The organism is Paenibacillus sp. FSL H8-0537 (assembly GCF_038051995.1).
Classification (GTDB): domain Bacteria; phylum Bacillota; class Bacilli; order Paenibacillales; family Paenibacillaceae; genus Pristimantibacillus.
The window spans coordinates 3,970,240-3,996,419 of record NZ_CP150290.1 but is presented as its reverse complement, the minus strand read 5'-3'; the positions used below and the strand labels follow the sequence as shown (position 1 = coordinate 3,996,419).

Annotated in this window: 26 protein-coding genes; 14 read left to right on the top strand and 12 right to left on the bottom strand. The window is 50.9% G+C overall.

Annotated features, from left to right (window positions below; translation table 11 throughout):
- The first annotated feature begins 348 nt into the window (after positions 1-348).
- On the top strand, positions 349-1,605 hold the full coding sequence (gene hmpA / locus MHB80_RS16820) for an NO-inducible flavohemoprotein (protein WP_341283009.1): 1,257 nt from the start codon (positions 349-351) through the stop codon (positions 1,603-1,605).
- On the opposite strand, the gene MHB80_RS16815 is transcribed toward hmpA, so the two are convergent.
- Entirely contained in the window at positions 1,606-2,133 is a 528-nt protein-coding gene (locus tag MHB80_RS16815; protein WP_341278071.1) for a Crp/Fnr family transcriptional regulator, read from the bottom strand. It abuts the gene before it with no gap.
- Between the two features lie 208 nt (positions 2,134-2,341).
- Here MHB80_RS16815 and glp point away from each other — a divergent pair, with 208 nt between their 5' ends.
- A complete protein-coding gene (gene glp, locus MHB80_RS16810; protein ID WP_341278070.1) occupies positions 2,342-3,613 on the top strand; it encodes a gephyrin-like molybdotransferase Glp in 1,272 nt (423 codons plus the stop codon).
- A gap of 187 nt (positions 3,614-3,800) precedes the next feature.
- Here the strand turns inward: glp and nrdD are convergent, their stop codons facing one another.
- The gene (gene nrdD / locus MHB80_RS16805) at positions 3,801-5,771 is read right to left on the bottom strand and encodes an anaerobic ribonucleoside-triphosphate reductase (RefSeq protein WP_341278069.1); all 1,971 of its coding nucleotides are present in this window, start codon (positions 5,769-5,771) and stop codon (positions 3,801-3,803) included.
- 11 nt (positions 5,772-5,782) lie between these two features.
- Entirely contained in the window at positions 5,783-6,451 is a 669-nt protein-coding gene (locus MHB80_RS16800; protein ID WP_341278068.1) for a radical SAM protein, read from the bottom strand.
- Positions 6,452-6,572: 121 nt separating this feature from the next.
- Between MHB80_RS16800 and mobB the strand changes: the two genes are divergently transcribed.
- Both mobB and MHB80_RS16790 read left to right on the top strand, forming a co-directional pair.
- Complete coding sequence (mobB, locus tag MHB80_RS16795; protein WP_341278067.1) at positions 6,573-7,085, top strand: molybdopterin-guanine dinucleotide biosynthesis protein B; 513 nt, start codon at positions 6,573-6,575, stop codon at positions 7,083-7,085.
- A 271-nt stretch (positions 7,086-7,356) separates the two neighbouring features.
- A complete protein-coding gene (locus MHB80_RS16790; RefSeq protein ID WP_341278066.1) occupies positions 7,357-7,956 on the top strand; it encodes a GNAT family N-acetyltransferase in 600 nt (199 codons plus the stop codon).
- 41 nt (positions 7,957-7,997) lie between these two features.
- On the opposite strand, the gene MHB80_RS16785 is transcribed toward MHB80_RS16790, so the two are convergent.
- Genes MHB80_RS16785 through MHB80_RS16760 form a run of 6 tightly spaced genes read right to left on the bottom strand, consistent with a single transcriptional unit; the run spans position 7,998 to position 10,808 of the window.
- Positions 7,998-8,339, bottom strand: coding sequence for a metal-sulfur cluster assembly factor (locus MHB80_RS16785; protein ID WP_341278065.1), 342 nt, complete (start codon positions 8,337-8,339; stop codon positions 7,998-8,000).
- Between the two features lie 31 nt (positions 8,340-8,370).
- Positions 8,371-9,603 carry a hypothetical protein gene (locus tag MHB80_RS16780; protein WP_341278064.1) on the bottom strand — a complete coding sequence of 411 codons (1,233 nt, stop codon included), beginning with the start codon at positions 9,601-9,603 and terminating at the stop codon, positions 8,371-8,373.
- A 13-nt stretch (positions 9,604-9,616) separates the two neighbouring features.
- On the bottom strand, positions 9,617-10,072 hold the full coding sequence (locus MHB80_RS16775; RefSeq protein WP_341278063.1) for a DUF2249 domain-containing protein: 456 nt from the start codon (positions 10,070-10,072) through the stop codon (positions 9,617-9,619).
- A complete protein-coding gene (locus tag MHB80_RS16770; RefSeq protein WP_341278062.1) occupies positions 10,008-10,181 on the bottom strand; it encodes a hypothetical protein in 174 nt (57 codons plus the stop codon). Before MHB80_RS16770 ends, MHB80_RS16775 begins: the two co-directional genes overlap by 65 nt.
- A gap of 22 nt (positions 10,182-10,203) precedes the next feature.
- Entirely contained in the window at positions 10,204-10,524 is a 321-nt protein-coding gene (locus MHB80_RS16765) for a hypothetical protein (protein ID WP_341278061.1), read from the bottom strand.
- A 44-nt stretch (positions 10,525-10,568) separates the two neighbouring features.
- Positions 10,569-10,808, bottom strand: a complete 240-nt coding sequence (locus MHB80_RS16760; protein WP_341278060.1) for a DUF2249 domain-containing protein — start codon at positions 10,806-10,808, stop codon at positions 10,569-10,571.
- Between the two features lie 226 nt (positions 10,809-11,034).
- Between MHB80_RS16760 and MHB80_RS16755 the strand changes: the two genes are divergently transcribed.
- Positions 11,035-11,400, top strand: coding sequence for a hypothetical protein (locus tag MHB80_RS16755; protein ID WP_341278059.1), 366 nt, complete (start codon positions 11,035-11,037; stop codon positions 11,398-11,400).
- On the opposite strand, the gene MHB80_RS16750 is transcribed toward MHB80_RS16755, so the two are convergent.
- A complete protein-coding gene (locus tag MHB80_RS16750; RefSeq protein ID WP_341278058.1) occupies positions 11,397-12,380 on the bottom strand; it encodes a multicopper oxidase domain-containing protein in 984 nt (327 codons plus the stop codon). The genes MHB80_RS16755 and MHB80_RS16750 overlap by 4 nt on opposite strands.
- Before the next feature lie 169 nt (positions 12,381-12,549).
- On the opposite strand from MHB80_RS16750, the gene MHB80_RS16745 reads away from it, so the two are divergent.
- The 3 genes from MHB80_RS16745 to MHB80_RS16735 all read left to right on the top strand — a co-directional run bounded on the left by MHB80_RS16745 (position 12,550) and on the right by MHB80_RS16735 (position 17,344).
- On the top strand, positions 12,550-13,677 hold the full coding sequence (locus tag MHB80_RS16745) for a TIGR04053 family radical SAM/SPASM domain-containing protein (protein ID WP_341283008.1): 1,128 nt from the start codon (positions 12,550-12,552) through the stop codon (positions 13,675-13,677).
- 21 nt (positions 13,678-13,698) lie between these two features.
- Positions 13,699-15,957 (top strand): nitric-oxide reductase large subunit, encoded by a 2,259-nt coding sequence (locus MHB80_RS16740; RefSeq protein ID WP_341278057.1) that lies wholly within the window; start codon positions 13,699-13,701, stop codon positions 15,955-15,957.
- A 97-nt stretch (positions 15,958-16,054) separates the two neighbouring features.
- The gene (locus MHB80_RS16735) at positions 16,055-17,344 is read left to right on the top strand and encodes a hypothetical protein (RefSeq protein WP_341278056.1); all 1,290 of its coding nucleotides are present in this window, start codon (positions 16,055-16,057) and stop codon (positions 17,342-17,344) included.
- A gap of 6 nt (positions 17,345-17,350) precedes the next feature.
- Here MHB80_RS16735 and MHB80_RS16730 read toward each other — a convergent pair whose 3' ends face one another.
- Positions 17,351-18,034 carry a Crp/Fnr family transcriptional regulator gene (locus MHB80_RS16730; protein ID WP_341283007.1) on the bottom strand — a complete coding sequence of 228 codons (684 nt, stop codon included), beginning with the start codon at positions 18,032-18,034 and terminating at the stop codon, positions 17,351-17,353.
- A gap of 184 nt (positions 18,035-18,218) precedes the next feature.
- On the opposite strand from MHB80_RS16730, the gene hemG reads away from it, so the two are divergent.
- On the top strand, positions 18,219-19,670 hold the full coding sequence (gene hemG, locus MHB80_RS16725) for a protoporphyrinogen oxidase (protein WP_341278055.1): 1,452 nt from the start codon (positions 18,219-18,221) through the stop codon (positions 19,668-19,670).
- Positions 19,671-19,776: 106 nt separating this feature from the next.
- The gene (ric, locus tag MHB80_RS16720; RefSeq protein WP_341278054.1) at positions 19,777-20,484 is read left to right on the top strand and encodes an iron-sulfur cluster repair di-iron protein; all 708 of its coding nucleotides are present in this window, start codon (positions 19,777-19,779) and stop codon (positions 20,482-20,484) included.
- A 105-nt stretch (positions 20,485-20,589) separates the two neighbouring features.
- Here the strand turns inward: ric and MHB80_RS16715 are convergent, their stop codons facing one another.
- Entirely contained in the window at positions 20,590-21,306 is a 717-nt protein-coding gene (locus MHB80_RS16715) for a Crp/Fnr family transcriptional regulator (RefSeq protein WP_341283006.1), read from the bottom strand.
- A 233-nt stretch (positions 21,307-21,539) separates the two neighbouring features.
- On the opposite strand from MHB80_RS16715, the gene MHB80_RS16710 reads away from it, so the two are divergent.
- The 4 genes from MHB80_RS16710 to MHB80_RS16695 all read left to right on the top strand — a co-directional run bounded on the left by MHB80_RS16710 (position 21,540) and on the right by MHB80_RS16695 (position 26,107).
- Positions 21,540-22,169 carry a molybdenum cofactor guanylyltransferase gene (locus MHB80_RS16710; protein ID WP_341278053.1) on the top strand — a complete coding sequence of 210 codons (630 nt, stop codon included), beginning with the start codon at positions 21,540-21,542 and terminating at the stop codon, positions 22,167-22,169.
- A 173-nt stretch (positions 22,170-22,342) separates the two neighbouring features.
- Positions 22,343-23,383, top strand: coding sequence for a hypothetical protein (locus MHB80_RS16705; RefSeq protein WP_341278052.1), 1,041 nt, complete (start codon positions 22,343-22,345; stop codon positions 23,381-23,383).
- A complete protein-coding gene (locus MHB80_RS16700; protein ID WP_341278051.1) occupies positions 23,370-25,547 on the top strand; it encodes a molybdopterin oxidoreductase family protein in 2,178 nt (725 codons plus the stop codon). The genes MHB80_RS16705 and MHB80_RS16700 overlap by 14 nt, the downstream gene beginning before the upstream one ends.
- The gene (locus MHB80_RS16695; protein WP_341278050.1) at positions 25,544-26,107 is read left to right on the top strand and encodes a 4Fe-4S dicluster domain-containing protein; all 564 of its coding nucleotides are present in this window, start codon (positions 25,544-25,546) and stop codon (positions 26,105-26,107) included. Before MHB80_RS16700 ends, MHB80_RS16695 begins: the two co-directional genes overlap by 4 nt.
- The last annotated feature ends 73 nt before the right edge of the window (positions 26,108-26,180 follow it).

Below are 26,180 nucleotides of genomic sequence, written 5' to 3'. Positions count from 1 at the left end.
AACGATTGTCTAAAACGTGAATGATTGACGTCAAATGTGACAAAATTCGCTATAAGGTTGAAAAAATGCTCAAATCCAGCTGAAGCCCTTGCTTTAGCTGGATTTTTTTGAAATATAATCCTATTATAATGTTCCCCCTTAATATGGGCTTATTTTTCACCCGCGAAATGATAGCTTTGCCGCCAGGCGTTTTTCTTAGTTTTTCACTTTTGTCGATTAACCCATGGGAAACTGTCACAATTCAGCATTCTTTATTGTGATTTCAATCACAATCAAAAACGTATTCCTTGTTTATACTGGTGAAGATCAAGTTTGAAGGATACTTAAACCCGTGAGGAGAGTGCGATGATGCTGAGTGAGAAGACCATTGCCACAATTAAATCTACCGTTCCTGTATTGGAAGTCCACGGCACGACAATTACGAAGCGTTTCTATGAAACGATGTTTGCGGCTCATCCGGAGCTGCTTCATATTTTTAACCATGCCAATCAAAAACAAGGCAAGCAGCAAGCGGCGCTCGCAAATGCGGTTTACGCTGCCGCTCTTCATATTGATAATTTGGCTGCTATATTGCCAGTTGTGAAGCAAATTGCCCATAAGCATAGAAGCTTGGGGATTTTGCCAGAGCATTATCCGATTGTTGGCAAATATTTGCTTGCTGCGATCAAGGATGTGCTGGGCGATGCGGCTACGGATGATATTTTGCAGGCGTGGGCAGAAGCCTATGGCCTTATTGCCGATGCGTTTATCGGCGTGGAGAAGGAAATGTATAAGCAGGCAGAGCAGCAGCATGGCGGCTGGGAAGGGTTCCGGGCTTTTGTGGTCAATAAAAAGGTTCAGGAGAGCGACAACATTACATCCTTCTACCTCCTGCCGGAGGACGGCGGTGCAATTGCAAGCTTTAAAGCTGGGCAATATGTGAGCATGAAAAGGGAACTGCCGAACGATGCTTTTACCCATATTCGCCAATATAGTTTATCGGACTCGCCAAGCAAGCCTTATTACCGTATTTCGGTCAAACGCGAGGATGGGCGGGATGGCCAGCCTGCTGGCAAAGTGTCCGTGTCTTTGCATGAGCATTTGCGCGAAGGAGATGTCGTTCATTTGTCAGCACCGGCGGGCGATTTTACCGTGGATTTGGAGGATACGCGGCCTGTCGTGCTCATTAGCGGCGGCGTTGGGCTGACACCGATGATGAGTATGCTGCATGCTGTAGTGGAAGCCAGTCCAGAGCGGCCGGTTACCTTTATCCATGCGACCACGAATGGAGACACGCATGCGATGAAGGAGCAGGTAACCGCGCTTGCCGGCCGTCACCCGCAGCTGTCCGTCTTCTACTGCTATACGCAGCCTACGGCACATGACAAGGCGCTTAAAGATTACCATAAGGAAGGGCTGATCAATTTCCCATGGCTTCGCACAGCTATTCCGACGACGGATGCCAGCTTTTATTTTTGCGGACCACAGCCATTTATGAAAATGATCAATCGCGCCTTGCGGGTGTTTGACGTTCAGGCTTCCGATATTCATTTTGAGTTTTTTGGTCCGGCTGAAAGCTTGAACGATGGGCAAGGCGAGCAGCAGGAAACAGCCGATACCGTTTAATTAGAAGGATGCTTTCTTCACTGCGCTCTCGGTGGCCTTTGCGCGCAGCAGCCGATTGACTGTTTCGCGGCGCAGCCCGATCAGCTGTCCAATTTCATCCTGCGTCAGCACATCGCAAAGGGTAGCTGGTGAAATATACTGGTCGAACCATTGCTCCAGCTTGCGGAGCTTATCAATCGGTGCGGCCTGCGTCAATTGATCGATGCGCTGCTGCATCATGCGCAGCTTGTTTTGCAGCAGCAGCGCAATATCACGGCATTTTTCCGGCTCGCTCTCCAGCGTTTGGTACCATTCTCGGGGCGGCAACACCTCAATATTGCAGGTGACCAGCGCTACAGCTGTTCCGTGATACGCCTGCTGGGTAATGAGCGAATGATGGGGAATCGTTTCTCCAGCGGTGATAATATTCATTAGAATCGGATTGCCATCCTCATGCAGGCGAATAATTTTGAGCATCCCGCTTTTAATGTGGTAGAGCGGTCCTAGCTCTCCTTGACGGAACAGTGTTTCTCCTTTATGAAGCAGCATAACGAGCATCTTCCTTCCTAGTATTTCTAATATATAAATAATATCGGCATTTCATAGATGGGATCAATCAGTGCCAGGCTGATTGGTCTTTTTTTTGCAATATAGACATGCATGAGCTATTCTTTAGTGACCTATCTCACAGTGGTTTGGCACATTATACTGGTACATTGAAATAAATGAGAACAGCTTTTGAAAGGACGACCTTCTAATGAACATACACAAGGAGAAGAACGATAGCAAGCATCAGAGAAAAGCAGTGACGCTAGGCGACGCGCAGCAGGCCTTGCTCGATCGGGTCCATCAGGCCGGTACGGTCAAAATAGCACTGGCCGATGCAGCAGGCTATAGCTTGGCTGAGAATATTCACGCACGAGAAGCGATTCCGCATTTTCGCCGCTCCGGCATGGATGGCTACGCCATCAGAACGGCGGATTTGCAGCAGCTACCTGTTATGCTGGAAGTTATTGAACAGCTGCCAAGCGGTACTGTGCCGACAAAAGTGATTATGCCTGGCACAGCAGCACGAATTATGACTGGCGGGATGGTGCCGGATGGTGCCGATGCCGTCATTATGCTGGAAATGGCTGAGGAGGCCGAAAAGGCTGGCCAGCCTTATGTCATGCTGCGCAAGGCAGTACCCGCCGGAGCGAACATATCGCCAATCGGCCAAGAAGCACTTGCTGGTGAGCTAATGCTGGAGGCGGGTGAACGGATCGGGCCGGGGCAGATGGCTCTGCTGAGCGCACTCGGCTGCGCGGAGGTTCGTGTGCACCGCAAGCCGCTCGTTGCGATCGTTTCAACTGGGAGCGAGCTGTTGTCCATTAATGAGCCGCTGGAAGGCGCCAAGATCAGAAATAGCAATATTTATATGCTGGCGGCCCAAGTGCGGGCATGCGGCGCTGAACCGCTTTTCGTGGAGCACATTGCTGATCATTATGCGAACGCTGAAAGCATGCTGTACAAGCTGCTCGCAAGCGACGTGGATATCGTGATTGCAACGGGAGGCGTATCTGTCGGGGATTATGATATTATCGCTGATTTTTTCCAGCAGTGGGAAGGGGAAACGCTGTTTAATAAAATCGCGATGCGCCCAGGCAGTCCAACGAGCGCAGGCGTATGGAAGAATAAACTGTTTTTTGGATTGTCCGGCAATCCGGCAGCATGCTTTATCGGCTGTGAATTATTGGTGCGTCCCGTATTGCTCGCCATGCAGGGGGAGCATAAGTCAGCTGATGTTCAGGGGCATGATGCTTTTCTTGCAGCCGATTATAATAAGGTTAATGCCTACCCCCGCTATGTACGGGGCATTCGATATTTCAACAACGGACTGGTGTACGTAAAGCAAGAGGGCGTGGATATGTCGAGCGCGCTGGTTACGTTAAAGGATGCAAACTGCCTAATCGTCATTCCGCCTACGAAGACAGGCATCAAGGCGGGGACGCTTGTTACGGTCATTCCTCTTGCCGCTTCTACTTTATAAGATTGGGCAGTCCTGCACTGTACAAATTTGCCCTATAGCGTATGCCATGAAAAAGTGCCGCCCATTCACCTCCCGAGCTGTATCCGGAAGGGAAGAGGGGCGGTTTTGTGCGGCACAGCATAATTAGTGGTTAATGCGCACGGGATTATTGCGCAGCCCCCGCACTCGGCCATCCTAGGCGTCTAAATCAAGAGTCTGCTGCAGAGACGGCAGCGGCAGTGCTAACGCGGTCAACAGCGTCCTCCTTCATACGTTTGCGCGTATTCCAGTCAAAACGCCGCGCATTGCTCCAAAAATTATATTCTCCTGTATAGTACCCCTGTTCATCTACCTCGAGCTTTTTGCGGGCAATCATTTTGACATAACCGATGACGCGGCTGAAGGTGGCGATATCGTCGCTGCCGCATACAGGACAGGAGTGAATGTTTTTTCCATCTTCAGCGACGATTTGCTGGCTGCAAGTAAGACAGCTTGTCAGAGTCGGCGTGAGCGTAATATATTGAATCGGCTTCTCGAAAATTTTCTTTAAATAATCGGCGAGTCTCTCCGGAGCCAGCTTCGTTTCAAGGAAATGATGCAAAATGCTGCCAGATGTCGCATAAGCCTGAAATTCAGCGCTGTTCTCCACCTGGCGCAGAAAATCATCTTCGCTGAACGGCAGCATGCACCCCGAGGTTAAATAAACGTTATCCCCTGTACCCTGTACGAAAATACTGCGGTCATGGTTTTTTGCCCATTTAACATCATGACGGGCCAGCTTGATCGCGGCATTTTCACCCGGTGCATATTCGATGCCGCAGGCAACCTGATCGCGGACGATAAATTCATTGATCGTCTCTGTCATGAACTGCATGATTCGGTGGGCGAGCTGCTTGCCTGCCTCATTGTTCATCCCGCCCTCATAGCCGATATTGATTAGCCCCTCATGCATGCCAGTAACGGCAAACACATTAAAATAATTGGACAAATCACGGTTTAAGGCGAAAAAGGTCGGATACAGCTCTTTGTTTTGCTCAATCCACTTGCGCTTGGCCATATGACCTTCCTGCATAATGTTCAGCAGCTCCTTGATTTTCGCAAGCAGCGTATCTTCATGTCCGCCGTATTCCATTAGGACGCGGTTCATGTTTAAATTAAGAACTTGTACGGCACCGGTAGAGCCAGTGGAGCTGCCAAAAATCCCGCTTCCGAGACGTGACAATATCGTTAAGTCTATTTGCAGTCGGCAGCACAAGCTGCGGCTGACCTCGGGATCACGCGGTTTAATATAAGGGTTCAGACGGCGATAATGCTCGCTCTCGAACGGCTTGCTGCGGAAGTTTTCGAAATAAACGCCGCCCCATTGGTACATGCCATCCAGCAGCTCTAGAAACAACGGATTGCTGTAGTCAAAATAATCGTCAATCGGTACTGTCAAAAGCGGAAAGGTGAACGGGATGCCATTGCCTGTACCTTGCTTCATCACCGCAATAACCGCCTCGTTAATCCGGTCAAAGTAGGCGGATGGAATTTCCTTGTAGCGCATGTCCAGCGGCGAGCCGCCAATGACGACACAATCATCCTTGATTTCATCAGAAGGCTTGCCAAATTCAAGCGTAATGTTGGTGAAGGCAGATTGCGAACCACCGCGCAGCGGCATATTCATTTCCCAGATCAAGCTTTGGAACAGCTGCTCAAGCTCCGCGGCGGTGAAGCTATGGCCTCTGACAGTCTCCTCATAATAGAGATAGGAGGCGGATACCGTCGTCATCTGCGAAAGCATGACAGCGCCGGATACCTGCTGCGACATCAGTACGACGAGATTGCTGAAATGGCGCAGCAGCGTTTCGAGCTTTTTTGTCGGCTGCGAGGACATCATATTTTTCGCCAGTGTTGGGATGCCGTTCGCCGCAATATCCTTACAGCCTACACTTAGGCAATAAGGGCTAAGCTGCTTGTCGTGAATGTACACAACGCCGTCCCAATAGAGCTCGGTAAGCGCGGGCGGCAAAATATGCTCCAGCAAATACTCCTCCTCGGCAAAATTGTTCAAATTATGGCGCAGCAGCGGCAGCGAGTAGACAAAGTTGCTGTTTTCTCTTTTCAAGTAGTCGGCTTGCTTCGTCTCGGACCCGGAAGTAAACGTGTGGATAATATCGGTAGATTGGCTAAACATCATCGGCCTCCGTTCTATTTTTGCGGTGGATGGTAGGGATTCAGGTAATAAGGTACAATACTGTCATACTTGTCTTTCAACTGCTCAATATAGGAGGCAATCTGGACGAAAAACTCCTCGCTCAGCAGCGGATAACGAACCGTCCTTACTTGGCTCAGCCTGCTGTTGTGGCGAATGACGAGATCGACGGAGTCGAGGATGTCCTGACAGAAGCGGTCGGAAGGCTGGGCGCCGATAATCGCCTCGAATACCTCGGCATCCTCCACTGGGTCCAGCAGGTGAAAGGGCAGCTTCATATCGATATGAACGCCGTCGATCAGCGCCAGTTCCAGCAGATGCTTCAGTTTGCCAGGGAACGTGCCATTCGTCATAACAATGATTTTCCCTCTGAAAATAAGGCGCACACGCCGCAGGAAGCTTTCCAGCTCAGCCGCGCTGCTGATTAAAAATTCGCCCCCGCTGAACAGCACAGCGTCGAACAGCCCATCGCTGCCGCTCAGCCGCTCAAGCGTCTGCTCTGGGGTTAACAGCAAATGCGGAACCGGCTTCTGCGCGATTAATTCCGCATCATTATGGCAGCCGTAGCAGCGCATATTACAGCCGTTCCAGGCGTGAATCAGCAGGGAGAGATGCCCGGGCAAATCTGTAAAGGTACGGATGAACCGGGGGTAGAAGGTCAGCATCACATTCTCCTTCCTACTGAAATAACTACATTTAGTTTCAGAAGCTAATGATAATACAACATGTGGTAGTCGTGAAGTGATAGGGATCACAGCAGCGCGAGAAAAAGAAGGAGAGCGACCATTGCATACTTCCATTATTCAAATTGTCGGCTTTAAAAACACCGGAAAAACGACGCTGACCGCAGCGCTGGTCAAGCAGCTCGCCGAAGCCGGCTGCCGCGTCGGCACGGTTAAGCATGACGGTCATGATTTTGACATTGATCATCCGGGTACTGATACATGGCAGCATCGCGAGGCGGGTGCGCATAAAATCGCCATTACCTCGCCGCATCGCACGGCGATTATGGAGCAGCGGCCGACGCCGCTGAAGGAGCTGCTTCAGCAGTTTGGCGACATGGACTGGGTCATTGTCGAGGGCTTTAAACAAGAGTGCTATCCGAAGATCGTCTTGATTCGCGAGGAGGAGGACGAGGCGCTCGTTAAACAATTAGAGCAGGTCGTTGCGGTTGCATCATGGTATCCGGTGAGTTTTGGTGGGCTCCCGGTATTCGCTGTGCAGGACAGCGCTGGTATGGCAGCTTGGATTCAGGAGGAACGCGGCAAGGGAGCATTCGTGCTGGAGGAACCGACATAAGGGTATAAGCGGGGAAAGGTGAATTAAAGCAACCGCCTGCTGGAGTTGGTATCGCTCCGTGAGACGCTCGTAGTGTTACTAGGAATAGACAACAACACGAATAGGAATAGGCAAGCCGCGATGAGGATCATCGGCAGCTTGCTTATTTAGAAGGCTATTTTCTGAAATATTGTTGCTAAATAAAAAACAATTATAGTCATTATACCCTCGCAATAGATTCACTTAGAGAGGTATGATAGACATTAGTACAGTTTATAGAGGGAGATTTATTATGAATACAAATGCTCGTTCCGATTCCAAAGAAAACATTTTTGCGATTGAATGTAAGGATGTCATTCTACGAGAATTTTTAGTTACGGATTTAGATGATTTTCATTCACTCACCTGGCAACCTGAAATACATGAATTTTTGCCAGGCTGGAACGTATCGAAAGAGCAGAGGGAAGATTGGTTTATCAACTATGAAATTCCAGAAAATAAACAGTTTTTGAATGCTGTATCAACAAGTGAAGACATTGGTGAACTCCGTCTGCGATTAGGAATTATATTGAAAGAGACAGGAGAATTTATCGGTTGGTGTTGTTCAGGAATTAAAGAAGAATTGCCGCCGCCAAATCGAGAAATCATGTATGCAATATCTAAGGATCATAGAGGTAAAGGCTTTACAACCCAAGCGTCACAAGGAGTGATTAATTATTTGTTTGAGAGTACGAACGTTAAGGTGCTTAGTGCTATTGCTCTATTAAATAACGTTCCGTCCAATAAGGTAATACAAAAATGCGGTTTTAACTTTCAGAGTATTATTGAAATGGATAACGAAAAATATAACTATTATAAACTTGATAAAAAGGATTGGGCCGGCAAACGTTAGCTTTGCCACCCAAGGGCGGCGAAAGCCGTTTACGCTCGTACCTAGCAATAGCCTAGAAATTCCTTCGCCTCCTCCGACATCATGGCGGGCTGCCATGCAGGCTCCCAGACGACATTTACGTCGACGGAGGTGAAGCCCAGCTCCCCCAGCAGCACATGCCGGACGCCGCCAGCAATCATATCGTGCATCGGGCAGCCTGGCGTTGTCAGCGTCATGATCACGGTAATATGTTCATCTTCCCCATTCAAGTCGTATACAAGGCCGAGATCGACAATATTGACGCCCAGCTCAGGATCATGCACCTTGCGCAGCAATTCCCATACCTGCTCCTTCGTACTCTCTTCCAATTGTTCGCCCAAACGTTCATCTGATCGTTTCTCCATCCTGCTCCTCTCCCCTCCAAAGTTCTGCTTCTCATTTTGTAAATACCAAGGCGATTAATGAAATATAACCGAGTGAAAATAAGGAAAAGCCAAGTCCGCCTACAAGCGTCAGAAACGGCAGGCCAAACAGCAGCCCCGCAAACAGCAGCAGCAGGGAAAAAGCGATGCCGGTAAGTCCAAGATTGACGCCGTTATCTCCCAACAAAGCGGCCATGGTAGGTATGCCTGGCTTGCCGACCTGCGGACCGTATTTTTGCGTCCACCATAGGAAGGGGACGATTTTGGACAAGTAGCATAAAATCATAAAACTGGCCCAGCCGCCTAAATAAATCCAGCCCGCAGCTGTTACCAGCTCAGCTGAGCCAAACGCCTGCGGATAAAACGCCGTATAGATCAGCGCACTGATGGCAAACAGCGCAATAGCGCGGCAGCTGTTCAACGACCATACGATGCCTGCGCCGGGATGGCGCTTATGCCGATGCTTGCGAATTTGCGCAAGGTGAACATTGTAGGCAAGCAGCGCAAGCACGAGAAAGAGCAGCGCGGTCCATTTTGCCCAGAAGCCCCAGTCAAACAGGAAGGAGGCAGCGCCCATCAGCACGCCAGCATTCCATAAGCCGAGCGTGACATAGGACAGGCGTGCTGGAAAGCTGTGCGCCAAATAAAACATCGGCAGCATTTTATAGCTGAAGCCGGTAATGAGCAGCCCGAACCACCCTAAGGTGCCGAGCCAAATATGGGCACCGAACATGCGCTCATGCAGCCCGCTCCAGGCATTGAGGGCGAAGTTCAGCCCCATCCCCATGCCGGATAGCCCTGTGAGCGCCAAATACAATACAGCGCAAGCGGTGCTGAGCGTGATGGCATTCCACTGCTCGGCGCGCCATAGAGTATAAATGACATTAAAGGCGAACAGCAGCAGACCGATTAGAGCGAGCACGGCAAACCCGGCAATCCAGGCAACTTCGCCTTTAATGAACCCGTAAAGCAGTCCGCACACCCCGGCGGTGAAGCAGCCGTAATGGACATAAGCGAGCCGTTCGCTAAAAATTTTTGATTGTAAAATAACATGAATGAGCTGATATACAGCGCCCATTGCAATCATCGTTGCCCATCCAAGGATGATGAGATGGATGTTGAACCATCCTGTGGGCCCGCGGACAGGATCTCCTATCCAGTCGGCAAGCGACAAAAGGGAGGTGAGATGGAACAAGGTAAAACCGGTAATGCCTGTTGCGATAAAGAGAAAAGGGAGACGTAACATAAGCTGAGGCCTCCTAGCTTTTTTGAATGAACACTTGTGCGGTACCGTCTTCCTGCTCTTCAATTGTAAAGGCGTAACCAAGCGAGTTTAGCTCCTCAATGAGGAAGACGGGAACTCTATCATTATGAATGATGACTTCATCGCCGGTGCCCAGCTTCTCCAGCGCATGCAAGGTGCGAATCATCGGCTGAGGCGGCTCCAGTCCGCGGTTGTCCAGCCGAATGATTTTTTTGCCGGAATGCTCTGAAGAAGCTTGGGAGGCTGCCGCTTCGGTATCTACTGCCTCGTCCCTTACAGCATCCTCCATCGCTGCATCGGGCTCTGCATCCCATGCCTGCAGGAAGCTCTTGTTTTTTTTGTTGACGAAAGTGACGCTCCAGTGCTCAGGGCCAACCTGCTGAACTTTATTGGCGTAGCCCTTTACCTTCATCAAGCCAAGCAGCGGGAGCATGGAGCACGAGCACATCATGGGTTTCCAGCTCCTTCACCTGATCCATAATGAGCTGGAAGGGCTCCAGCTTTTGGCGCAAATAAGGCCTGACATCAAGCTCCACAATTCGGGTTTGCTTAGCTAGCATGGCTGCTCTCCTCCTCCGATCGTTAAAGGTAAAGCCTCGCTTCCTCGTACAGCCCCGTCATTCCTCCATATAAAGCATAGAAAAAGGAGTCCGGCGCATCGAGTGAAAAGGAGGTGTATTGCTTGGGGTCCGTATTCAGCATTCGCTCGAAAAGCGATGCGCTGTCGTAAGCATAAAAGCAAAAATACGTATAGTTGAACTGCGGCATTTTTTCCACCATGGTGACGATGTCGAACGCATATTCCGTAATATGGGTCTGAGCATCGCGGATCATGGTCAGCGCATCCTCCAGCTGGACCGCAATTTTAATCGTTTTTTCATTGACGATAGTCACTTCGGCCATTTGCTTGCCTCCTTATCGAAGCTATTTTACAAAGCTTTTTGCTGCTACAGCGCAAGCTTTCCGATTTTGACGCGAAAAAGCTCAGGGCCCTGCTCGATATATTCCCAATCAAACTGATCCTTGTACATCGATTCGAATTGGAAGCGGAGCGGCACGGGATCATGGTCGTTAATGAGCAGCATTGCTTCGGAAGGCTTAAGCTCCTGAAACGTTTGAAAAATAACTTTGTGCTTTAATTGCGGCGGATACTCCGTAGCGTTGACAGTTGCAGTGAAAGCTTGCATAAAACATTCCTCCTCGAAAAGATTGGTTTTGGCTATGTCTAAAGCATAATCGAAAGCGAGAGGCGGCTTTGTGACGGGAATCACATTGTGCGGGGCAAAGGGTATGCGAGCAGGAAGACGCTGCGGGTGACGGCTGTCACAGCCATCCTGTCTAGTTTGCTGTAGACTCGCGGTATAACGAAAGGAAAGGCCGCGCTGATTGAACGCGGCCAAGCGGGAGGGGAATATGGAGCAGCAAATGGAGCATAAAAAAGAGCTTGAACAGCAGGTGGACATTCGGGTGCTGCCAATGGGCAGCGATTTAGTCTTTCTCATCACCGGGGGAGCGGCCCATATTGGCGCTTCAGCTACCGCGTATTGGACAGCATGGGGCGCTCATTTAGCTGCTCCTAAATGTGATACCATCACACTGCCAGGACACCAAGAAGGAGAGCTGGCAGCGGAACTGGCGATGCTGGCGGCAAGCAGCCTCGGCGTAACCGCTACGGTGGTCGTGGGCATACATCTGGAGCAGCCGACTCGCAGCGAAATAACGAACATCGTCAATCGAACGAGAGAGGGCATGAAGCAGAAAATTGCGCTTCTGCGCTAATGCTTCATCGCTGGCTCATGCGTATCCTTGCCGTCTTTTGTTACGCGTAATATCGCGGTGGCGCCCTTGGCGGCATCATTAAACTGATGCGTCACAATCGGATAGTCGCCTTCTTCAGTTACAGTCACCTCGACTACAGCACCGCCGCTTGCCGGAAGCAAATAGGTTTGCAGGCCATACAGCACATTACGCGGATTGCCGTCCATATAAACCCGGTCCAGCAAGGTGCCTACAATATGAAACGAGCTGACCTCGTTCGGACCGGCGTTATTGACATAAAACCGCACCCGATCTCCGACTTTGGCAAGGAAAGGCTGTTCTTTCAGCCCAAAATCATTGCCATTAAACACGACATAGATAGGCTCATCATTTAAAAAAGCTTGATAGTCATGCTCCGTATACCACTCGCTTTGCACAATCGTGTATTCCCGGTCAATGTCTGCATCGCTAGGATAACCATTCGCAGGCGCTACAATAATCATGCCGTACATGCCGTTTGCGATATGGGCGAGTGCCGGACTTGTCCCGCAATGATACATAAACACGCCCGGCGACTGAGCTTTATAACTAAAGTGACCTTCTTCATTCGGCATCACATCGATGAATTTTTTGCTAGGTGCAGCATGAACAGCGTGAAAATCCATCGAATGGGGCACGTTCGGGTCCATATTTTTCAGCGTAAAATCAATCGTGTCGCCTTCGTTCACATGCAGCACAGGTCCGGGTACCGTCCCATTGAACGTCCACGCATTGTAAAAGACGCCTTTGGAAATTTCCACATCGGTTACCTGAGCAGTCATTTCAATCTTTACCGTGCTTCCCTCCCGGTGAATAATCGGTGCTATAGGCGGCTGATTCAACGTTTCCGCCGCTTCCGCAATAGCGGCCGCATCATTTTCCTCCGCAGGGATGTATGCGCAGAAAACAGCGATTGCCCCCAAAATTGCAAACACAATCATCATATGCCTCACATTCAGCATGGTCATCCTTCCTTTCAATCCAGTAGATGCCTAAAGTGATACCGTACACCTCAACAATAAAGTAAGGTGCCGCTTGCGAATGTGACGGGACGCACAGTTGCGCTCCAGAATGTTTTCTAAAATAAGGACAGTTTCTATTTTGCTAAGGAGAGGAGGGAGAAATATGAGCATGACAGTAAACAAACAGGAGCGCGATTACAACGTTAATCCATTTATCGTCATTTGGGAGGTGACCCGCGCCTGTGCGCTCAAATGCCTGCATTGCCGAGCGGAGGCGCAGTACAAGGCAGATCCTCGTCAGCTAACACTTGCTGAAGGCAAGCGGCTGATTGATGAAATCGCGGCGATGGATCGGCCGTTATTTGTTTTTACAGGTGGTGACCCGCTAATGCGGCAGGACTTGTTTGAGCTTGCTAAATATGCATCCGAGGAGCAGGGACTGCCGGTTTCGATGACACCTAGCGCCACGCCGAAGGTTACGTATGAGGCGATTTGCAAGGCAAAGGAAGCGGGCTTGTCGCGTTGGGCGTTCAGTCTGGATGGCTCGACAGCGGATATTCATGATCATTTTCGCGGAACGAGGGGCTCGTTTGACCAGACGATGAAAGGAATCGCATATTTGCAGGAGCAGCAAATTCCACTGCAGGTGAACACAACCGTGTCGCGCTACAATGTGGACGATTTGCCTGCAATCGCCGAGAAGGTGAAGGAATTGGGCGTCGTCTTGTGGAGCGTGTTTTTTCTCGTCCCGACGGGCCGGGGAATGGAGGCAGACATGATTTCGCCGGAGCAGCATGAGGCTGTAATGATGTGGCTGTGCCAAATTCAGCGAATGATGCCGTACGGAGTGAAAGCGACGGAAGCACCGCATTATCGCAGAGTTTTTATGCAGCAGCAAAAGCGGGAGCAATTGGAGGGGCGAAAACATGCAGGTGAGGAAATAGCGGGATGCATAGATAGAGGCGCGAGCATGGGCAAACATGCCGACATGCTGGGACGTGCGCCCAAAGGCGTCAATGATGGGGACGGCTTTGTTTTTATTAGCCACACGGGGGATGTTTATCCAAGCGGTTTTCTGCCGATTGCATGCGGCAATGTACGCGAGCGGCCGCTCGCAGACATTTACCAGCATTCCCCTATCATGCAGCAGCTGCGGGATAAATCGCTGTTAAAGGGGAAATGCGGAATCTGTCGCTTCAAACACATATGCGGCGGTTCAAGGGCGAGGGCCTATGCTCTCACTGGCGATTATTTGGAGAGTGATCCTTATTGTGCTTATATACCGAGTTTAAATTAAATAGGTAAAGGCGGGGAGTTCATGCCTTATAAAAAGCTATGGGCGGCATTGGCGCTCGTATTTGTTCTATCCTTTGGCGTATTGCTCTATTACGGCGGAGAAATTATTCAGGAGAAGCCGCCGATCCCAGAGCGAGTGGTCACGGAGCAGGGAGATGTGATTTTTACTAAAGCCGATATTATGTCGGGTCAACAGGTGTGGCAGCGAATGGGCGGTCAGGAGCTGGGCAGCATCTGGGGCCATGGCTCCTATGTAGCGCCGGATTGGACGGCTGACTATTTGCATCGGCAGCTTGTATTTATGAATGATTATCACGCGCAGCAAAAATACCAGCTGCCTTATAACCAGCTGACCGAGGAGCAGCAGGCGGAGCTTAAAGCCACGCTCAAGCGTGAAATCCGCACCAATACGTATGACGCACAGACGGGTGACCTTATCATTACAACGCTACGGGCATTGACGGCTTCTGAGCTGGGTGACTATTATGCAGCTGTATTCGGAGATGCGCCTGAATGGGCCGTATATCGCGAGCAAATCGCGCTGCCGGCCAATACGATAAGCTCAGCGGCGGACCGCGAGAAGCTAAACGCCTTTTTTTGGTGGGCGACTTGGTCGACCTCGACGAATCGATTAGGCTCGGATATTACGTATACGAATAACTGGCCGGGCGAGCCGCTCATTGACAATGAACCGACCAGCGTTTCGCTGCTTTGGTCCATTGTGAGCGTCGTTTTGCTGCTTGCGGGAGTAGGAGCGCTTGCTTGGTATTACGCAGTACAGCGGAGCAAGGAGCAGGATGATAGCGAGCATATACCGGAGCAAGATCCGCTCCTGCAAGTAAAAGCGACGCCTTCCATGCGCGCGACGATGAAATATTTCTGGATCGTGACGGCGCTGATCGCCGTGCAGGTAGGTCTCGGAGCGATTACGGCCCATTACGCGGTGGAAGGCAATGGCTTTTACGGCATTCCGCTCGCGGAATGGTTCCCTTATAGCGTCACGCGAACCTGGCATCAACAGCTTGCGGTATTTTGGATTGCGACCGCATGGCTTGCAACGGGTCTGTACATCGGACCAGCGATTTCGGGGCATGAGCCTAAATACCAGCGTTTAGGGGTGAACGTGCTATTTAGCTGCCTGCTGCTGATCGTTGCCGGTTCAATGGCGGGCGAATGGCTTGCGGTCAAAGGCTACATTACAAGTGCGACGCATAATTTTTATTTTGGACATCAGGGCTATGAATATGTCGATTTAGGCCGGGCTTGGCAAATTTTTCTGACGGTCGGCTTATTTATCTGGTTTTTCCTCATGGCGCGGGCAATTTGGCCGGCTCTGAAGAAAAAGGGGGAGAGCCGTCATCTGCTGACGCTGTTTCTGATCGCCTCGGTTGCGATTCCGACATTCTACATTCCGGGCTTAATGTGGGGGCCTCAGGCACATTTGACCATTGTGACCTACTGGCGCTGGTGGGTCGTTCATTTATGGGTGGAAGGTTTTTTCGAGGTATTCGCTGCTGTTGTTATCGCATTTCTGTTTTCTCGTATGGGGCTTATACGCACGGCAACCGCGACGGCAACGGTGCTGTTCTCAACCGTTATTTTTCTTGCTGGCGGCATTATTGGCACGTTTCATCATTTATATTTTGCCGGGACGCCGATTGGGGTGCTCGCTTTCGGTGCATCGTTCAGTGCGCTTGAGGTCGTGCCGCTGCTATTGATTGGGTTTGAAGCTTATGAAAATTTGCGTCATGGCCGGGCAAAGCCGTGGGTAAAGCGCTACAAATGGCCAATCTTTTTCTTCGTCGCCGTATCATTCTGGAATTTGGTCGGAGCAGGTCTCTTTGGCTTCCTGATCAATCCGCCCATTGCGCTGTATTATATGCAGGGGCTGAATACGACGGCGCTTCATGCGCATACCGCGCTGTTCGGCGTTTATGGCATGCTCGGAATCGGGCTTATGCTGTTCTGTCTGCGCGGGCTCACCGGAGAGAAGGAATGGCGGACGAAGCTGCTGAAATTTTCCTTCTGGTCGTTTAATATTGGCTTGATGACGATGGGGCTGGCAAGCCTGCTGCCCGTAGGCATACTCCAAACGCTGGCGAGCATGGAGCATGGGATGTGGTATGCGCGCTCTGCCGAATTCCTTCATACTCGCACAATGCAAAATCTCGTCTGGCTGCGGGCTGTCGGCGATACGATTTTCGCTCTAGGCGTAGTAGGCATTGTTATTTTTGTTATCGGTTTGGCGACAGGCCGATCCTATAAATCGGACGTTAGCTAATCATATACGCTTGCTGGAAATCGGCATGCTGTGGGGCTGTCAAGCGGCGGGCGAATCGCTGCTTGACAGCCCATCTTAGACGAAGGAGGGGGAAGGCTTGCCCAAAAGCTGGATTCATCTAACGCTTGGTTATTTCCTCGTAACGGCGGTAACTGGCCTGCTGATGCGCAGTATGGCATTTGTCACGCTGCCGGGGCTGCGATACGATTATTTGCTGCATGCCCATTCCCATTTAGCACTGCTCGGCTGGGGATATATGGCGCTGTTTATATTGTTTCTCGCTGTTTTTTTTAACTCAGCCAGTGGCAGGGTAGAGGGCGTCTTCAAGGAACTGAAAATCCGCGTGATGCTGGTGACAACACAGCTGACCCTATCCGGAATGTTTTTAGCGTTCTGTATCCAAGGCTATGCCGCCATATCGATCAGCTTCTCAACGCTGCAAATTTTGCTTTCCTACTGGTTTGCTGGATGGGTGTGGAGAAGCTTAGCGGCAATGGCAAGAGAAGGAACAAAACCGGATCGAGAAAAAGGCTCATATCCAAGCACGGGTCAGCCGCTCTCCTTTCTGTTCGTCAAAGGCAGTCTGCTATGTCTCGTCATTTCCTCGTTTGGTCCTTGGTGGCTTGCCCTGCTGAGTGCCAATGGATGGAAGGACAGTCCGCTATATGAAGCAGCGATTTATTTTTATTTGCATTTTCAATATAACGGCTGGTTTACGCTCGGCTTGCTCGCGGTGCTGCTGCGGTTGATGGAACAGCGGCAAATCGCCTATTCTGTGAAAGTCGTCAAGCTGCTGTTTTGGATGTATGCGCTGGCAATGCTGCCTGCATTTCTACTATCGGTGCTCTGGCTGAAAATAGGGCTGGCCGCCCAACTCGCCGCAGCGCTCGCTGCCGTCATTCAGTGGGCGGCTATGTTGCTATTTTGCGCCGTCCTGCTCAAAGCCCGCTTCGCCTTGTCCACCGTATTCACAGGCTGGGCGGCACGTTTGCTCATGCTTGCGCTGCTGCTCGCGGCAGTCAAGGCAACGCTTGAGCTGGGCCTTATCGTGCCGCAGCTGGCGGAGGCTATTTATCAATCGCGCAGCATCGTCATCGGTTATTTGCATCTGACGCTGCTCGGTTTCGTAAGCTGCCTGTGCCTAGCACTTTTTCTCCAGCAGGGCTGGCTGAATGGTAAGGGGAGGACGGTGCATATCGGTTATATGAACTTTATTGCTGGTTTTCTGCTGAACGAGCTGACGTTATTTTTACAAGGCTTATTCGATTGGACAGGTCGCGGGGCGCTTGTATTTGTACAGGAAGCCGTCTGGGCCGCAAGCCTGATAATGGTGACGGGCATCGCCTTAATCTGGGGAAAAAGAAAAGCCGCACAAGTGCAAGGCTAACCGCCTTCACTTGTGCGACCAGGTTTTTAATGCTTCATAGTCATGAATCAGGTAGCCGCTCCGCTGAGGCTCCAAAATCCCTTCCTTACGCAGCTGATTAATGAGCCGGTTGACCGTTTCCCTCGTCGTGCCAATTGTATTGGCAAATTCCTGATTGGTCATCGGCACCTCGACATGGACGCTGCCGCCGTGCTCCGTTCCATAATTTTCAGCAAGCTTGAGCAAGAAGGAGACGCCGCGGTCCTGCACATCCTGCCCTGTGAGCTCCTGCAATTTTTCCTGCAGCTCCATTATTTTACCGCTCAATACGCGCATTACCTTAATGGCGATCGCCGGCGTATTCATCATGAGCTGCTCGAACGCATGAATAGGAATGGCCAGCAGCTGCGTCTCGATAATCGCCTCTGCCGTTGCCGGGTACGGGTGCTGGTTGAAAAAGCCCGTGTGAGGAAACATATCCCCTGTTTTGAGGAAGGACATAATATGCTCATTGCCGTTTTCATCTGTTTTATAGGTTTTAATCAGCCCGTTCTGGACGAAAAATACGGCCTCTTTATGGCTGCCCTCCGTAAAAATAGCGGTCCGCTTGCGGTATGACCGAGGAATGACGATGGCCCATATCCGGGCCAGCTCATCCGGCGTCAAATCGCGAAATAAAGAAATTTGGCGCAAAAGCTCCATCTGCTGCATCACCGTACACCTCCGTTTTTTTCATTATAACTCAGACGATTTAGGCGTTATGTGACGCTAGTCACAGGTTTAGTCTATCTCTTCAATCATGTGCCGCCTATTTCCCGTTCGTATGACCCATATCACATCCGTTCCGTTTCCAGCATGGTATCGTAATCTGGACAGATGAAGGGGGATGGCAGAATTGGGAGAGGCACCTAAGCAAATCATCATCATTGGGGGCGGGATAACAGGTCTGAGCGCCGCCTTCTACATGCGACAGCTGCTGGATGGGCAGCAAATATCGGCAGAAATAACCCTTATAGAAAAAAGCAGCAGCCTTGGCGGGAAAATAAAAACGCTGCGCCGGGATGGCTTCCTCATCGAGCAGGGGCCGGATTCGTTCATGGCGCGCAAGCAGCCCATACTGGATTTGACAAGGGAGCTTGGTCTTGAGCCGCAGCTGGTAGCGGCGAATCCGAAAGCGAAGGCGAACTATATTTTGCATAAGGGCAGGCTGCATCAAATGCCTATGGGCCTGATGCTCGGCATTCCGACGGAAGTGACTCCGTTTATGAAGACGGGGCTGTTGTCGCCGCTGGGCAAGCTGCGTGCAGCCTTTGATTTATGGCTGCCGAAGCGGGAGGAGGCAGGGGATGAGTCCTTAGGTGCCTTCATTGAGCGGCGGCTTGGCCGTGAGGTGCTGGAGCAGGTTACGGAGCCGCTGCTGGCGGGCATTTATGCTGGAGATGCCAAAGCGCTCAGCCTGCAAGCGACCTTTCCGCAATTTCGGCAGCTGGAGCAGCGGCATCGCAGCTTGATTTTGGGCATGCTCGCCAGCAAGAAGCAGGCGCGTGTAATGCCGAAGGAGCTGCCGGAAATAGCCCGCCGCAGCCTGTTTCTCACGTTTAAAGGCGGGCTTGGAAGCCTGATCGAGCGTTTGGACGAGCAGCTTTGCTCCATCCGCCGGCTGACTGGACAAGCGGTCAAGGAAGTGACGAGGGAAGGGCGGCGCTATCAGGTTCGGCTTGAGCACGGAGAGGAGCTGCAGGCGGATGGCGTTATTATGGCGCTGCCGGCTTACGAGACCGCCGTTTTACTGGAAGGAAGCGCAGGAATGCAAGTTCAGACGCAAAGATCAATACAGGCGCTGCGCGACATTCCCTATGTATCGGTTGCTAATATCGCGCTAGCCTTCAAGCCGCAGGACATTAAGCTTCCGCTGAATGGCTCCGGATTTGTGGTGCCGCGAAGCGAGGGCCGAATGATAACCGCATGCACCTGGACGTCGTCGAAATGGCTGCATACGGCACCGAATGATCACATTTTATTGCGGGCTTATATCGGACATGCGGGGGCGCAAGCCTGGACAAAGCTCACGGATCGCGAGCTGCTGGATGCAGTTCGCCAAGATTTGCAGGCGATAATGGGCATTGCAGCTGAGCCGCTTTTTACGGAGCTGACCAGGTGGGGACGGTCGATGCCGCAGTATCCAGTGGGGCATCTGGAGCAGTTGGCAAAGCTGCGTGAGGGGCTTGCGGCTAGCCATCCCGGCATATTGTTGTGCGGCTCCGGCTATGAGGGAGTCGGTCTGCCGGATTGTATCGGGCAGGGAAGGCGAGCGGCTGAAGCGCTGCTGCTATTTTTCAAGCAGTGATCCTCATCACAAACATGCTGGCTGGCCTGCGCTATACTAACAGCAGCTCAAGCTTCATGAATATAAAAGGCCGGAGCTGCAACATTATTTTATGGAGGTGCGAAAAATGACCATGTTTAACGGTACAGAGAAAATTGGTGAAATTGTGACGCGTTATCCGGGGGCAAGCAACCTGTTTCGAGCCTATAACATTGATTTTTGCTGCGGGGGCAGTCGCTCGCTGCATACGGTGCTGCGGCAGCAGGGAACGGATGAAGCTTTGTTTTTAAGCGCGCTCAATGAAAATTTTGCCGAGGCCAGCAAGCATAAGGGAGAGGATATCGACTGGAGCAGCAGACCTTTTACGGAGCTGATTGAGCATGTGATTCAGACGCATCATGTGTATGTCCAGCAGGAGCTTCCGCTGCTTAGCGAGTTTACGACGAAAATATTGCGGGTGCATGGGCATAAGCAGGCTGATGTGCTGCCCCGGCTGCATAGATTATTCCACGAAATGAAGCTGGAGCTGGAGCAGCATTTAATCGACGAGGAGGAGCAAATCTTTCCGCTCATCCGCCAGTATGAGCAGGAGCCATCTCCCGAGCTGCACCAGAAGCTGACAGCGGCGATAACGGAGCTTGAGTCCGAGCACAGCCAGGTAGGTGATCTGCTCAAGGAAATACGTGCGGTTACGCATCATTTCGAGCTTCCGGAAGGGGCATGCCGTACGTATACGTTAACCTTTCAAAAGCTGGAGGAACTAGAAACCGATCTATTCCAGCACATTCATTTGGAAAATAATATTTTGTTCCCGCGCGTTCTTCAGAGCGCATAGCTTGATTTAATAGAGAACAGAGATTATAGAACAAATAGTATAAAGCAAATAAATAATACAGAAAAAAAGCCTTCCTACAGGTTGAACCATTGCAGGAAGGCTTAATTAAATGCGGCAAACCTCCTTCGGACATTGCTCGCAATTGCAAATCGCTTTCAGATGCTCGATGTCTTTCAGCACGATATAGCCGTGATCGAATGACAATACCTCTTGTTTTTTTAGCTCGCCGAGCATGCGGTTGACGCTTTCCCTAGCAGCGCCGATATAGTCGGCAAGCTCGGTATTCGTTATTTTCTCAGTAATCATCACGCCATCCTCCGTTTGCTTCCCGAAAGAGTTCGCCAGCCGAATAAGCGTCGAGGCCAAAGCTCCCTGCTTCCCATAAATGACGAGGTCGCGGAATTTGGTCTGGGTCAGACGATGCATAAGCCCCATCCACTTCATAAATTCAATCGCCAAATCGCCATGCTGCCACAATAAAATTTCCAAATCGCTTTTTTGAATAACGCCGATGGTGCAGTCCAGCACGGCCTTTGCGCTTGAGCTGTGGCAAGTAGGCTTGAAAGGATCGAACTGGCCCAGAATATCACCTGTTTGATATTGCGAGAAGACAAATTCCTTGCCATCGGTATTGTGTTTAATTAGTTTAACGCGGCCTTCCATTATGTAATAGAGCTTGTCGTCGGCATCGCCCTCCCAGAAAATATGGCTGCCGGCCGGAATATGATGGGTATACATAATTTCACTGAGTTTCTCAAAGCTGGTCTCTGAAAAACAAAATGTATTGTATACGGTTTGTGTGTAAGGTCTCGCTACTGTCATTGGTTTCATCCCCAATTACCGCCTTTGCTGCTAGTATAGCGGGACTATCCGCTTGAAATAACCTACTCCCAATGTAACAGAAGTCCATCATCGCCAGAGTGACTAAAATCACACTTTGGCCATAAAAATTGTAAATAAAGCCTAAGAGAGTGATATTTGTAACAGTATCGCCGTATAAAACCTTCTATAATGTAGCCAGAAAAGGGTGTCCACTACAGAACGGAGGGACATATATGCTGACGGGAGCCATATTAGCCGGCGGGCAAAGCCGCAGAATGGGCGGTCGCCATAAAGGTCTGCTTCCTTTTGTAAACGAAAGCATTGTCGAGCGGCAGATCCGCACGATGAAGCAGCTTTGCGCTGAAGTCATTTTAGTAACGAATGACCCGCGAAGTTATTTGCCGATTCTGGGGAGCAGCATTCGCATCATTACAGACTATATTCCAGGCAAAGGGCCGCTGAGCGGCATGCATGCCGCCCTAACCCTAGCGACACATTCGGACATTTGGGTCGTGGGCTGCGACATGCCGCTTATTTCAAGCGCGGTTGCCGAGCAGCTGTGGAAGGTGAAGCGGGAGCGTCGCTCTGCGGCGGCAGTTCCATCTATGGCTGGCAAGCTGCATCCACTGCACGGCGTTTATGACAAGCGCAGCGCTGGCGAAATTGAGAAGCTGCTCGATATAAAAGAATACCGAGTGATGACTTTTCTGAACCGGATTTGCTATAACGGAGTAGATTTGCAGCAACTCGAAGCACCGGCCGAGCAGCTTAGCTGTGTGGCGAATGTGAACACGCCTGAGGAATACGAGCGCATCATCAGCTTGTATGACGCAGCCTTGGCCTCTCAAACTTCAAATGCCTAGCTTCAGACAGATGCTTTGAATTCAATTTTCCTTAACGCTGAATAGAGCGGAGGAAAATTGTTTTTTTTTTGAACAAAAAGTGACGAAGGTTTTAGTGTGATGACAATCACAGCGATACATCCGTCTGCAATGGTTTAATGGGGGCAGAAAACATCGAAGAAGGAGAATTTGCCATGGATCGAGCCTTTGCTTCCAAATTTGCGAAAATGTATTTCATGACCGTAGTAGCGCTGCTGATTCTCGTGTACGTCGGCACCCGATTTTTCACCCATATCGACCTTGCCCTTTATGGCTATATGGTGGGCACGCTCGTTTTCATCGGGGGATTTTTCTATCGGTTTATTGCTTGGGCCGAGCGTCCACCGACGAAGCTGATTATGAAGAAGGGGCTTAAGCTGCTGTTTCGCAAAAGCACCCCGCAGACATCGGTTGAGCATCTGGCGACCTACCGTTTCATCTTCAAGCGTGGCGTTTACCGCTGGACACAGCACGTGCTGCTTGGCTGGGGATGTATTTTATCCTGCTGCGTTACGTTTCCGCTGGTGTTCGGTTGGATGTATTTTACGATGGGCGAAAATGGCCTGTACACCGTCGTCGCCTTCGGTATCAATGTAATGCAGGTGAAGGCAGACGGCTGGATCGCCTTTCTATTCTACAATGCGCTGAACATGACCGCCTTTATGGTTATCGCCGGGGTATGCATGGCGCTGTATCGCCGACTTAACGATATGCAGGCGAAGGCTGAACAGACATTTACCTATGATTTTTTGCCGCTGTTTTTGCTGCTCTTTATTAGCATTACGGGGCTGCTGTTGACGGTCAGCAACATTTTTCTGCATGGCTGGGGCCATCCGGTTATGTCGCTCATCCATCAATGGTCGGTTATTGTTACACTCATTTATTTGCCTTTTGGCAAGCTTGCGCATATTCCTTTCCGTCCTATGAGCGTACTCGCCAAAAATTATCGCGAAGCTTACGGCGAGCAGCAAATGAAAGCCTGTAAAGTATGCGGCAGCAGCTTCGTATCGACGGAGCAATCCAGCGATGTCATTCAGGTGCTTGCCCAAAACGATATTTCCTTCGAGATGAAGGAAGGCTTCCATCTCGCGGAGCTTTGTCTGCCTTGCAGACGCAAATACCGGATGTCCCGCTTTACTGGCATTCCGACACATGAAATCAAGGTCAAGGAGGCCAACCAGCATGCTAAAGGATAAGTTCCAGCAAGATATTCCCAATAAGCATCATCCGAAGGAAAAGCTGGTCAAAACCCACTGCGCCTACTGCGGCATGCAGTGCGGGATGAATTTGCGGGTCGATACCGACAAAAATACGATTATCGGAGTGGAGCCAAGATACGACTGGCCCGTCACACGCGGCAAAATGTGCCCGAAAGGCGTAACCGCCTATCAGCAGACGAATCATCAGGACCGGCTGCTAAAGCCGCTCATTCGGGATGACGCTTCGAAAAAAGGGACAAAGGAAGGCTTCCGCGAAGCCAGCTGGGACGAAGCCTATGATTTAATTGCCCGCCGCTTCAAGGAGCTGCAATCCGAATATGGCAAGGACACGCTGTCCGTATTCAGCGGTGTCTCGATGACGAATGAAAAATGTTATCTGACCGGTAAATTCGCCCGAGTTGGGCTGCAAACGAGATACATCGATTACAATGGGAGATTTTGTATGGCGAGCGCAGCAGCGGGCTTCCTTCGGAGTTTTGGGATTGATCGCGGCTCAACGCTGCCGTGGACGGATATTCATCAGACGGATTGCTTGTTCATCGCAGGAAGCAATACGGCAGAATGCCATCCAACGTCGATGTTCCGCGTCTGGGAAGTGCAAAATCGCGGTGGCTATCTCATCGTCGTCGATCCAAGGGAGACACCGATTGCCCGAAGGGCGGATGTCCATCTGGATCTCAGACCGGGAACGGATTTGGCGCTTGCTAATTGCATGGTAAATCTGCTCATTCAGAACGGTCATGCGGATCATGAATATATCGCGAATTATACGAGTGGCTTTGAAGAGACGGTAGAGATTGTGAAGATTTTCACACCGGAATACACGAGTGAAATTACCGGGGTAGCTCCGGAGAAGCTAATCCGGGCAGCGGAAATTTTCGGCAAGGCGCCGAATGCGATCGTCATGTTCGCCAGAGGCATTGAGCAGCAAGTTAAAGGCGCAGACAACGTCTCGGCCTACACGAATATGGCCCTTATTACCGGAAAAATTGGACGGCCCAAATCGGGTGTAGCGACGCTTACGGGACAGGGCAACGGTCAGGGCGGACGCGAGCATGGGCAAAAGTCCGATTTGCTGCCGGGCTATCGCAAGCTGACGAATCCGAAGCATGTGCAGGAGGTCTGCGAGGTGTGGGGCATTACGCCGGAGGAAATGCCACTGCCGGGTGTATCGGCCTTTGAAATGTTCGAGCTGATGGAACAGAAGACGATTCGCGGCTTATATCTGCTATGCTCGAACCCGGCTGTTTCCGCGCCGCATCTCAATTATGTGCGCTCGGTATTGAAGGATTTGGACTTTATGGTTGTCGCCGACTTCTTCCTGTCGGAATCAGCCGAATTCGCCGATGTTGTGCTGCCGTCTGTTACATGGTCGGAGGATGAAGGCACGGTGACGAATTTGGAGGGCCGCATTATTAAAATCAACAAGGCACAGGAACCGCTGGGTGAATCGAAGCCGGATTGGCTCATTCATGTAGAGCTGGCAGAGCGGCTTGGACGCGGTGACTATTTCCGCCATTTGCAGACGGCAAGCCAGGTTGCAGATGAGTTTCGCCTCGCTTCCAAGGGCGGATATGCTGATTATTACGGTGCCACTTGGGACAAAATCGATCGACAGGATGGCGTGTTCTGGCCCTGCAAGGATGAAGCGGATACGGGAACGCCCTATATGTTCGAGGATCACAAATATTTCCACCCCGATGGCCGGGCAAAAATTTGCGCATTGCCTTACCGCCCATCAGCGGAGGAGCCATGCGAGGAGTATCCGCTCCGCCTGACGACAGGGCGGGTTGTCTATCATTATTTATCGGGCAATCAGACGCGGCGGATTCCGTTTTTGCGTGATATGTGCCCAGAGCCGTATGTTGAGGTTCATCCTGAGACGGCCCAGCAGTATGGCATTGCGCATGACGAGGTTGTCAAATTGTACACCCGCCGGGGCGAATGCTTATATAAAGTGAAAGTGATTGAGGCGATCCGCAAGGATACCGTATTTGTGCCTTATCACTATGGTCATGAGCAGTCGGTCAATTTGCTGACGATTGCTGCCCTTGATCCGATGTCGCGAATGCCGGAATTTAAAGTCTGTGCCGCACAAATGACGAAGGTGCCCGCCGCAGGAAAGGAGGCAGCACGATGAAAAAGCTGCTTTACATTGAAATGGACAACTGCATCGGCTGCCGCAGCTGTCTCGCCGCTTGTACGCAATGCGGCGGACACGACGAGCGCAACCGAAACTATGTGTACGACGTCAACCCGCTGGTTGATCGCCAGACAATTCCGCTCATGTGCCTGCACTGTGTCAACCCGGCGTGCGCGAGAAGCTGCCCGGCGCAAGCGATTCAAATTACTGAGGAAGGCGCAGTGCTGTCTGCGCTTGTCGAGAAATGCATTGGCTGCCAAAACTGCACGATCGCTTGCCCTTATGGCATTCCTAAATTTGATGAAGAGCAAAATTTGATGTATAAATGTGACCTCTGCTACGACCGGACGAAGGAAGGCATCCCGCCGATGTGTGCTTCCGTCTGTCCGACCAATACGCTGCAATGGATTACAGAAGAAGAGCTGGCGGAGAAGCAGGAGCAGCACCGACTGGGCAAATGGGTTTCCAGCCACCAGCCGTTCGAGCCGCTTGAAGGCGAGACGAATGTAAAGATCAGCCTTCCCGGCATTTTGCAGGGTGTCCAAAAGCTGTTTTAAACGATAGGGCTTTACCGGCTTTGGCATTATGATGCGGCTTGGAACGTTAGCTAGTAGAAGGAGGTTCGGATGC

What these genes read in the sequence shown, in the direction of transcription:
- MHB80_RS16785 (WP_341278065.1), bottom strand. Translation starts at nt 8,339, where the DNA reads ATGGAGAAACGATCAGATGAACGTTTGGGCGAACAATTGGAAGAGAGT.
- MHB80_RS16770 (WP_341278062.1), bottom strand. Translation starts at nt 10,181, where the DNA reads ATGCTAGCTAAGCAAACCCGAATTGTGGAGCTTGATGTCAGGCCTTAT.
- MHB80_RS16790 (WP_341278066.1), top strand. Translation starts at nt 7,357, where the DNA reads ATGAATACAAATGCTCGTTCCGATTCCAAAGAAAACATTTTTGCGATT.
- MHB80_RS16745 (WP_341283008.1), top strand. Translation starts at nt 12,550, where the DNA reads ATGACAGTAAACAAACAGGAGCGCGATTACAACGTTAATCCATTTATC.
- MHB80_RS16765 (WP_341278061.1), bottom strand. Translation starts at nt 10,524, where the DNA reads ATGGCCGAAGTGACTATCGTCAATGAAAAAACGATTAAAATTGCGGTC.
- MHB80_RS16715 (WP_341283006.1), bottom strand. Translation starts at nt 21,306, where the DNA reads ATGACAGTAGCGAGACCTTACACACAAACCGTATACAATACATTTTGT.
- MHB80_RS16750 (WP_341278058.1), bottom strand. Translation starts at nt 12,380, where the DNA reads ATGCTGAATGTGAGGCATATGATGATTGTGTTTGCAATTTTGGGGGCA.
- MHB80_RS16695 (WP_341278050.1), top strand. Translation starts at nt 25,544, where the DNA reads ATGAAAAAGCTGCTTTACATTGAAATGGACAACTGCATCGGCTGCCGC.
- MHB80_RS16710 (WP_341278053.1), top strand. Translation starts at nt 21,540, where the DNA reads ATGCTGACGGGAGCCATATTAGCCGGCGGGCAAAGCCGCAGAATGGGC.
- MHB80_RS16755 (WP_341278059.1), top strand. Translation starts at nt 11,035, where the DNA reads ATGGAGCAGCAAATGGAGCATAAAAAAGAGCTTGAACAGCAGGTGGAC.
- MHB80_RS16730 (WP_341283007.1), bottom strand. Translation starts at nt 18,034, where the DNA reads ATGCAGCAGATGGAGCTTTTGCGCCAAATTTCTTTATTTCGCGATTTG.
- ric (WP_341278054.1), top strand. Translation starts at nt 19,777, where the DNA reads ATGACCATGTTTAACGGTACAGAGAAAATTGGTGAAATTGTGACGCGT.
- MHB80_RS16740 (WP_341278057.1), top strand. Translation starts at nt 13,699, where the DNA reads ATGCCTTATAAAAAGCTATGGGCGGCATTGGCGCTCGTATTTGTTCTA.
- MHB80_RS16760 (WP_341278060.1), bottom strand. Translation starts at nt 10,808, where the DNA reads ATGCAAGCTTTCACTGCAACTGTCAACGCTACGGAGTATCCGCCGCAA.
- nrdD (WP_341278069.1), bottom strand. Translation starts at nt 5,771, where the DNA reads ATGATGTTTAGCCAATCTACCGATATTATCCACACGTTTACTTCCGGG.
- MHB80_RS16705 (WP_341278052.1), top strand. Translation starts at nt 22,343, where the DNA reads ATGGATCGAGCCTTTGCTTCCAAATTTGCGAAAATGTATTTCATGACC.
- hmpA (WP_341283009.1), top strand. Translation starts at nt 349, where the DNA reads ATGCTGAGTGAGAAGACCATTGCCACAATTAAATCTACCGTTCCTGTA.
- MHB80_RS16700 (WP_341278051.1), top strand. Translation starts at nt 23,370, where the DNA reads ATGCTAAAGGATAAGTTCCAGCAAGATATTCCCAATAAGCATCATCCG.
- MHB80_RS16800 (WP_341278068.1), bottom strand. Translation starts at nt 6,451, where the DNA reads ATGCTGACCTTCTACCCCCGGTTCATCCGTACCTTTACAGATTTGCCC.
- MHB80_RS16780 (WP_341278064.1), bottom strand. Translation starts at nt 9,603, where the DNA reads ATGTTACGTCTCCCTTTTCTCTTTATCGCAACAGGCATTACCGGTTTT.
- glp (WP_341278070.1), top strand. Translation starts at nt 2,342, where the DNA reads ATGAACATACACAAGGAGAAGAACGATAGCAAGCATCAGAGAAAAGCA.
- MHB80_RS16815 (WP_341278071.1), bottom strand. Translation starts at nt 2,133, where the DNA reads ATGCTGCTTCATAAAGGAGAAACACTGTTCCGTCAAGGAGAGCTAGGA.
- MHB80_RS16775 (WP_341278063.1), bottom strand. Translation starts at nt 10,072, where the DNA reads ATGATGTGCTCGTGCTCCATGCTCCCGCTGCTTGGCTTGATGAAGGTA.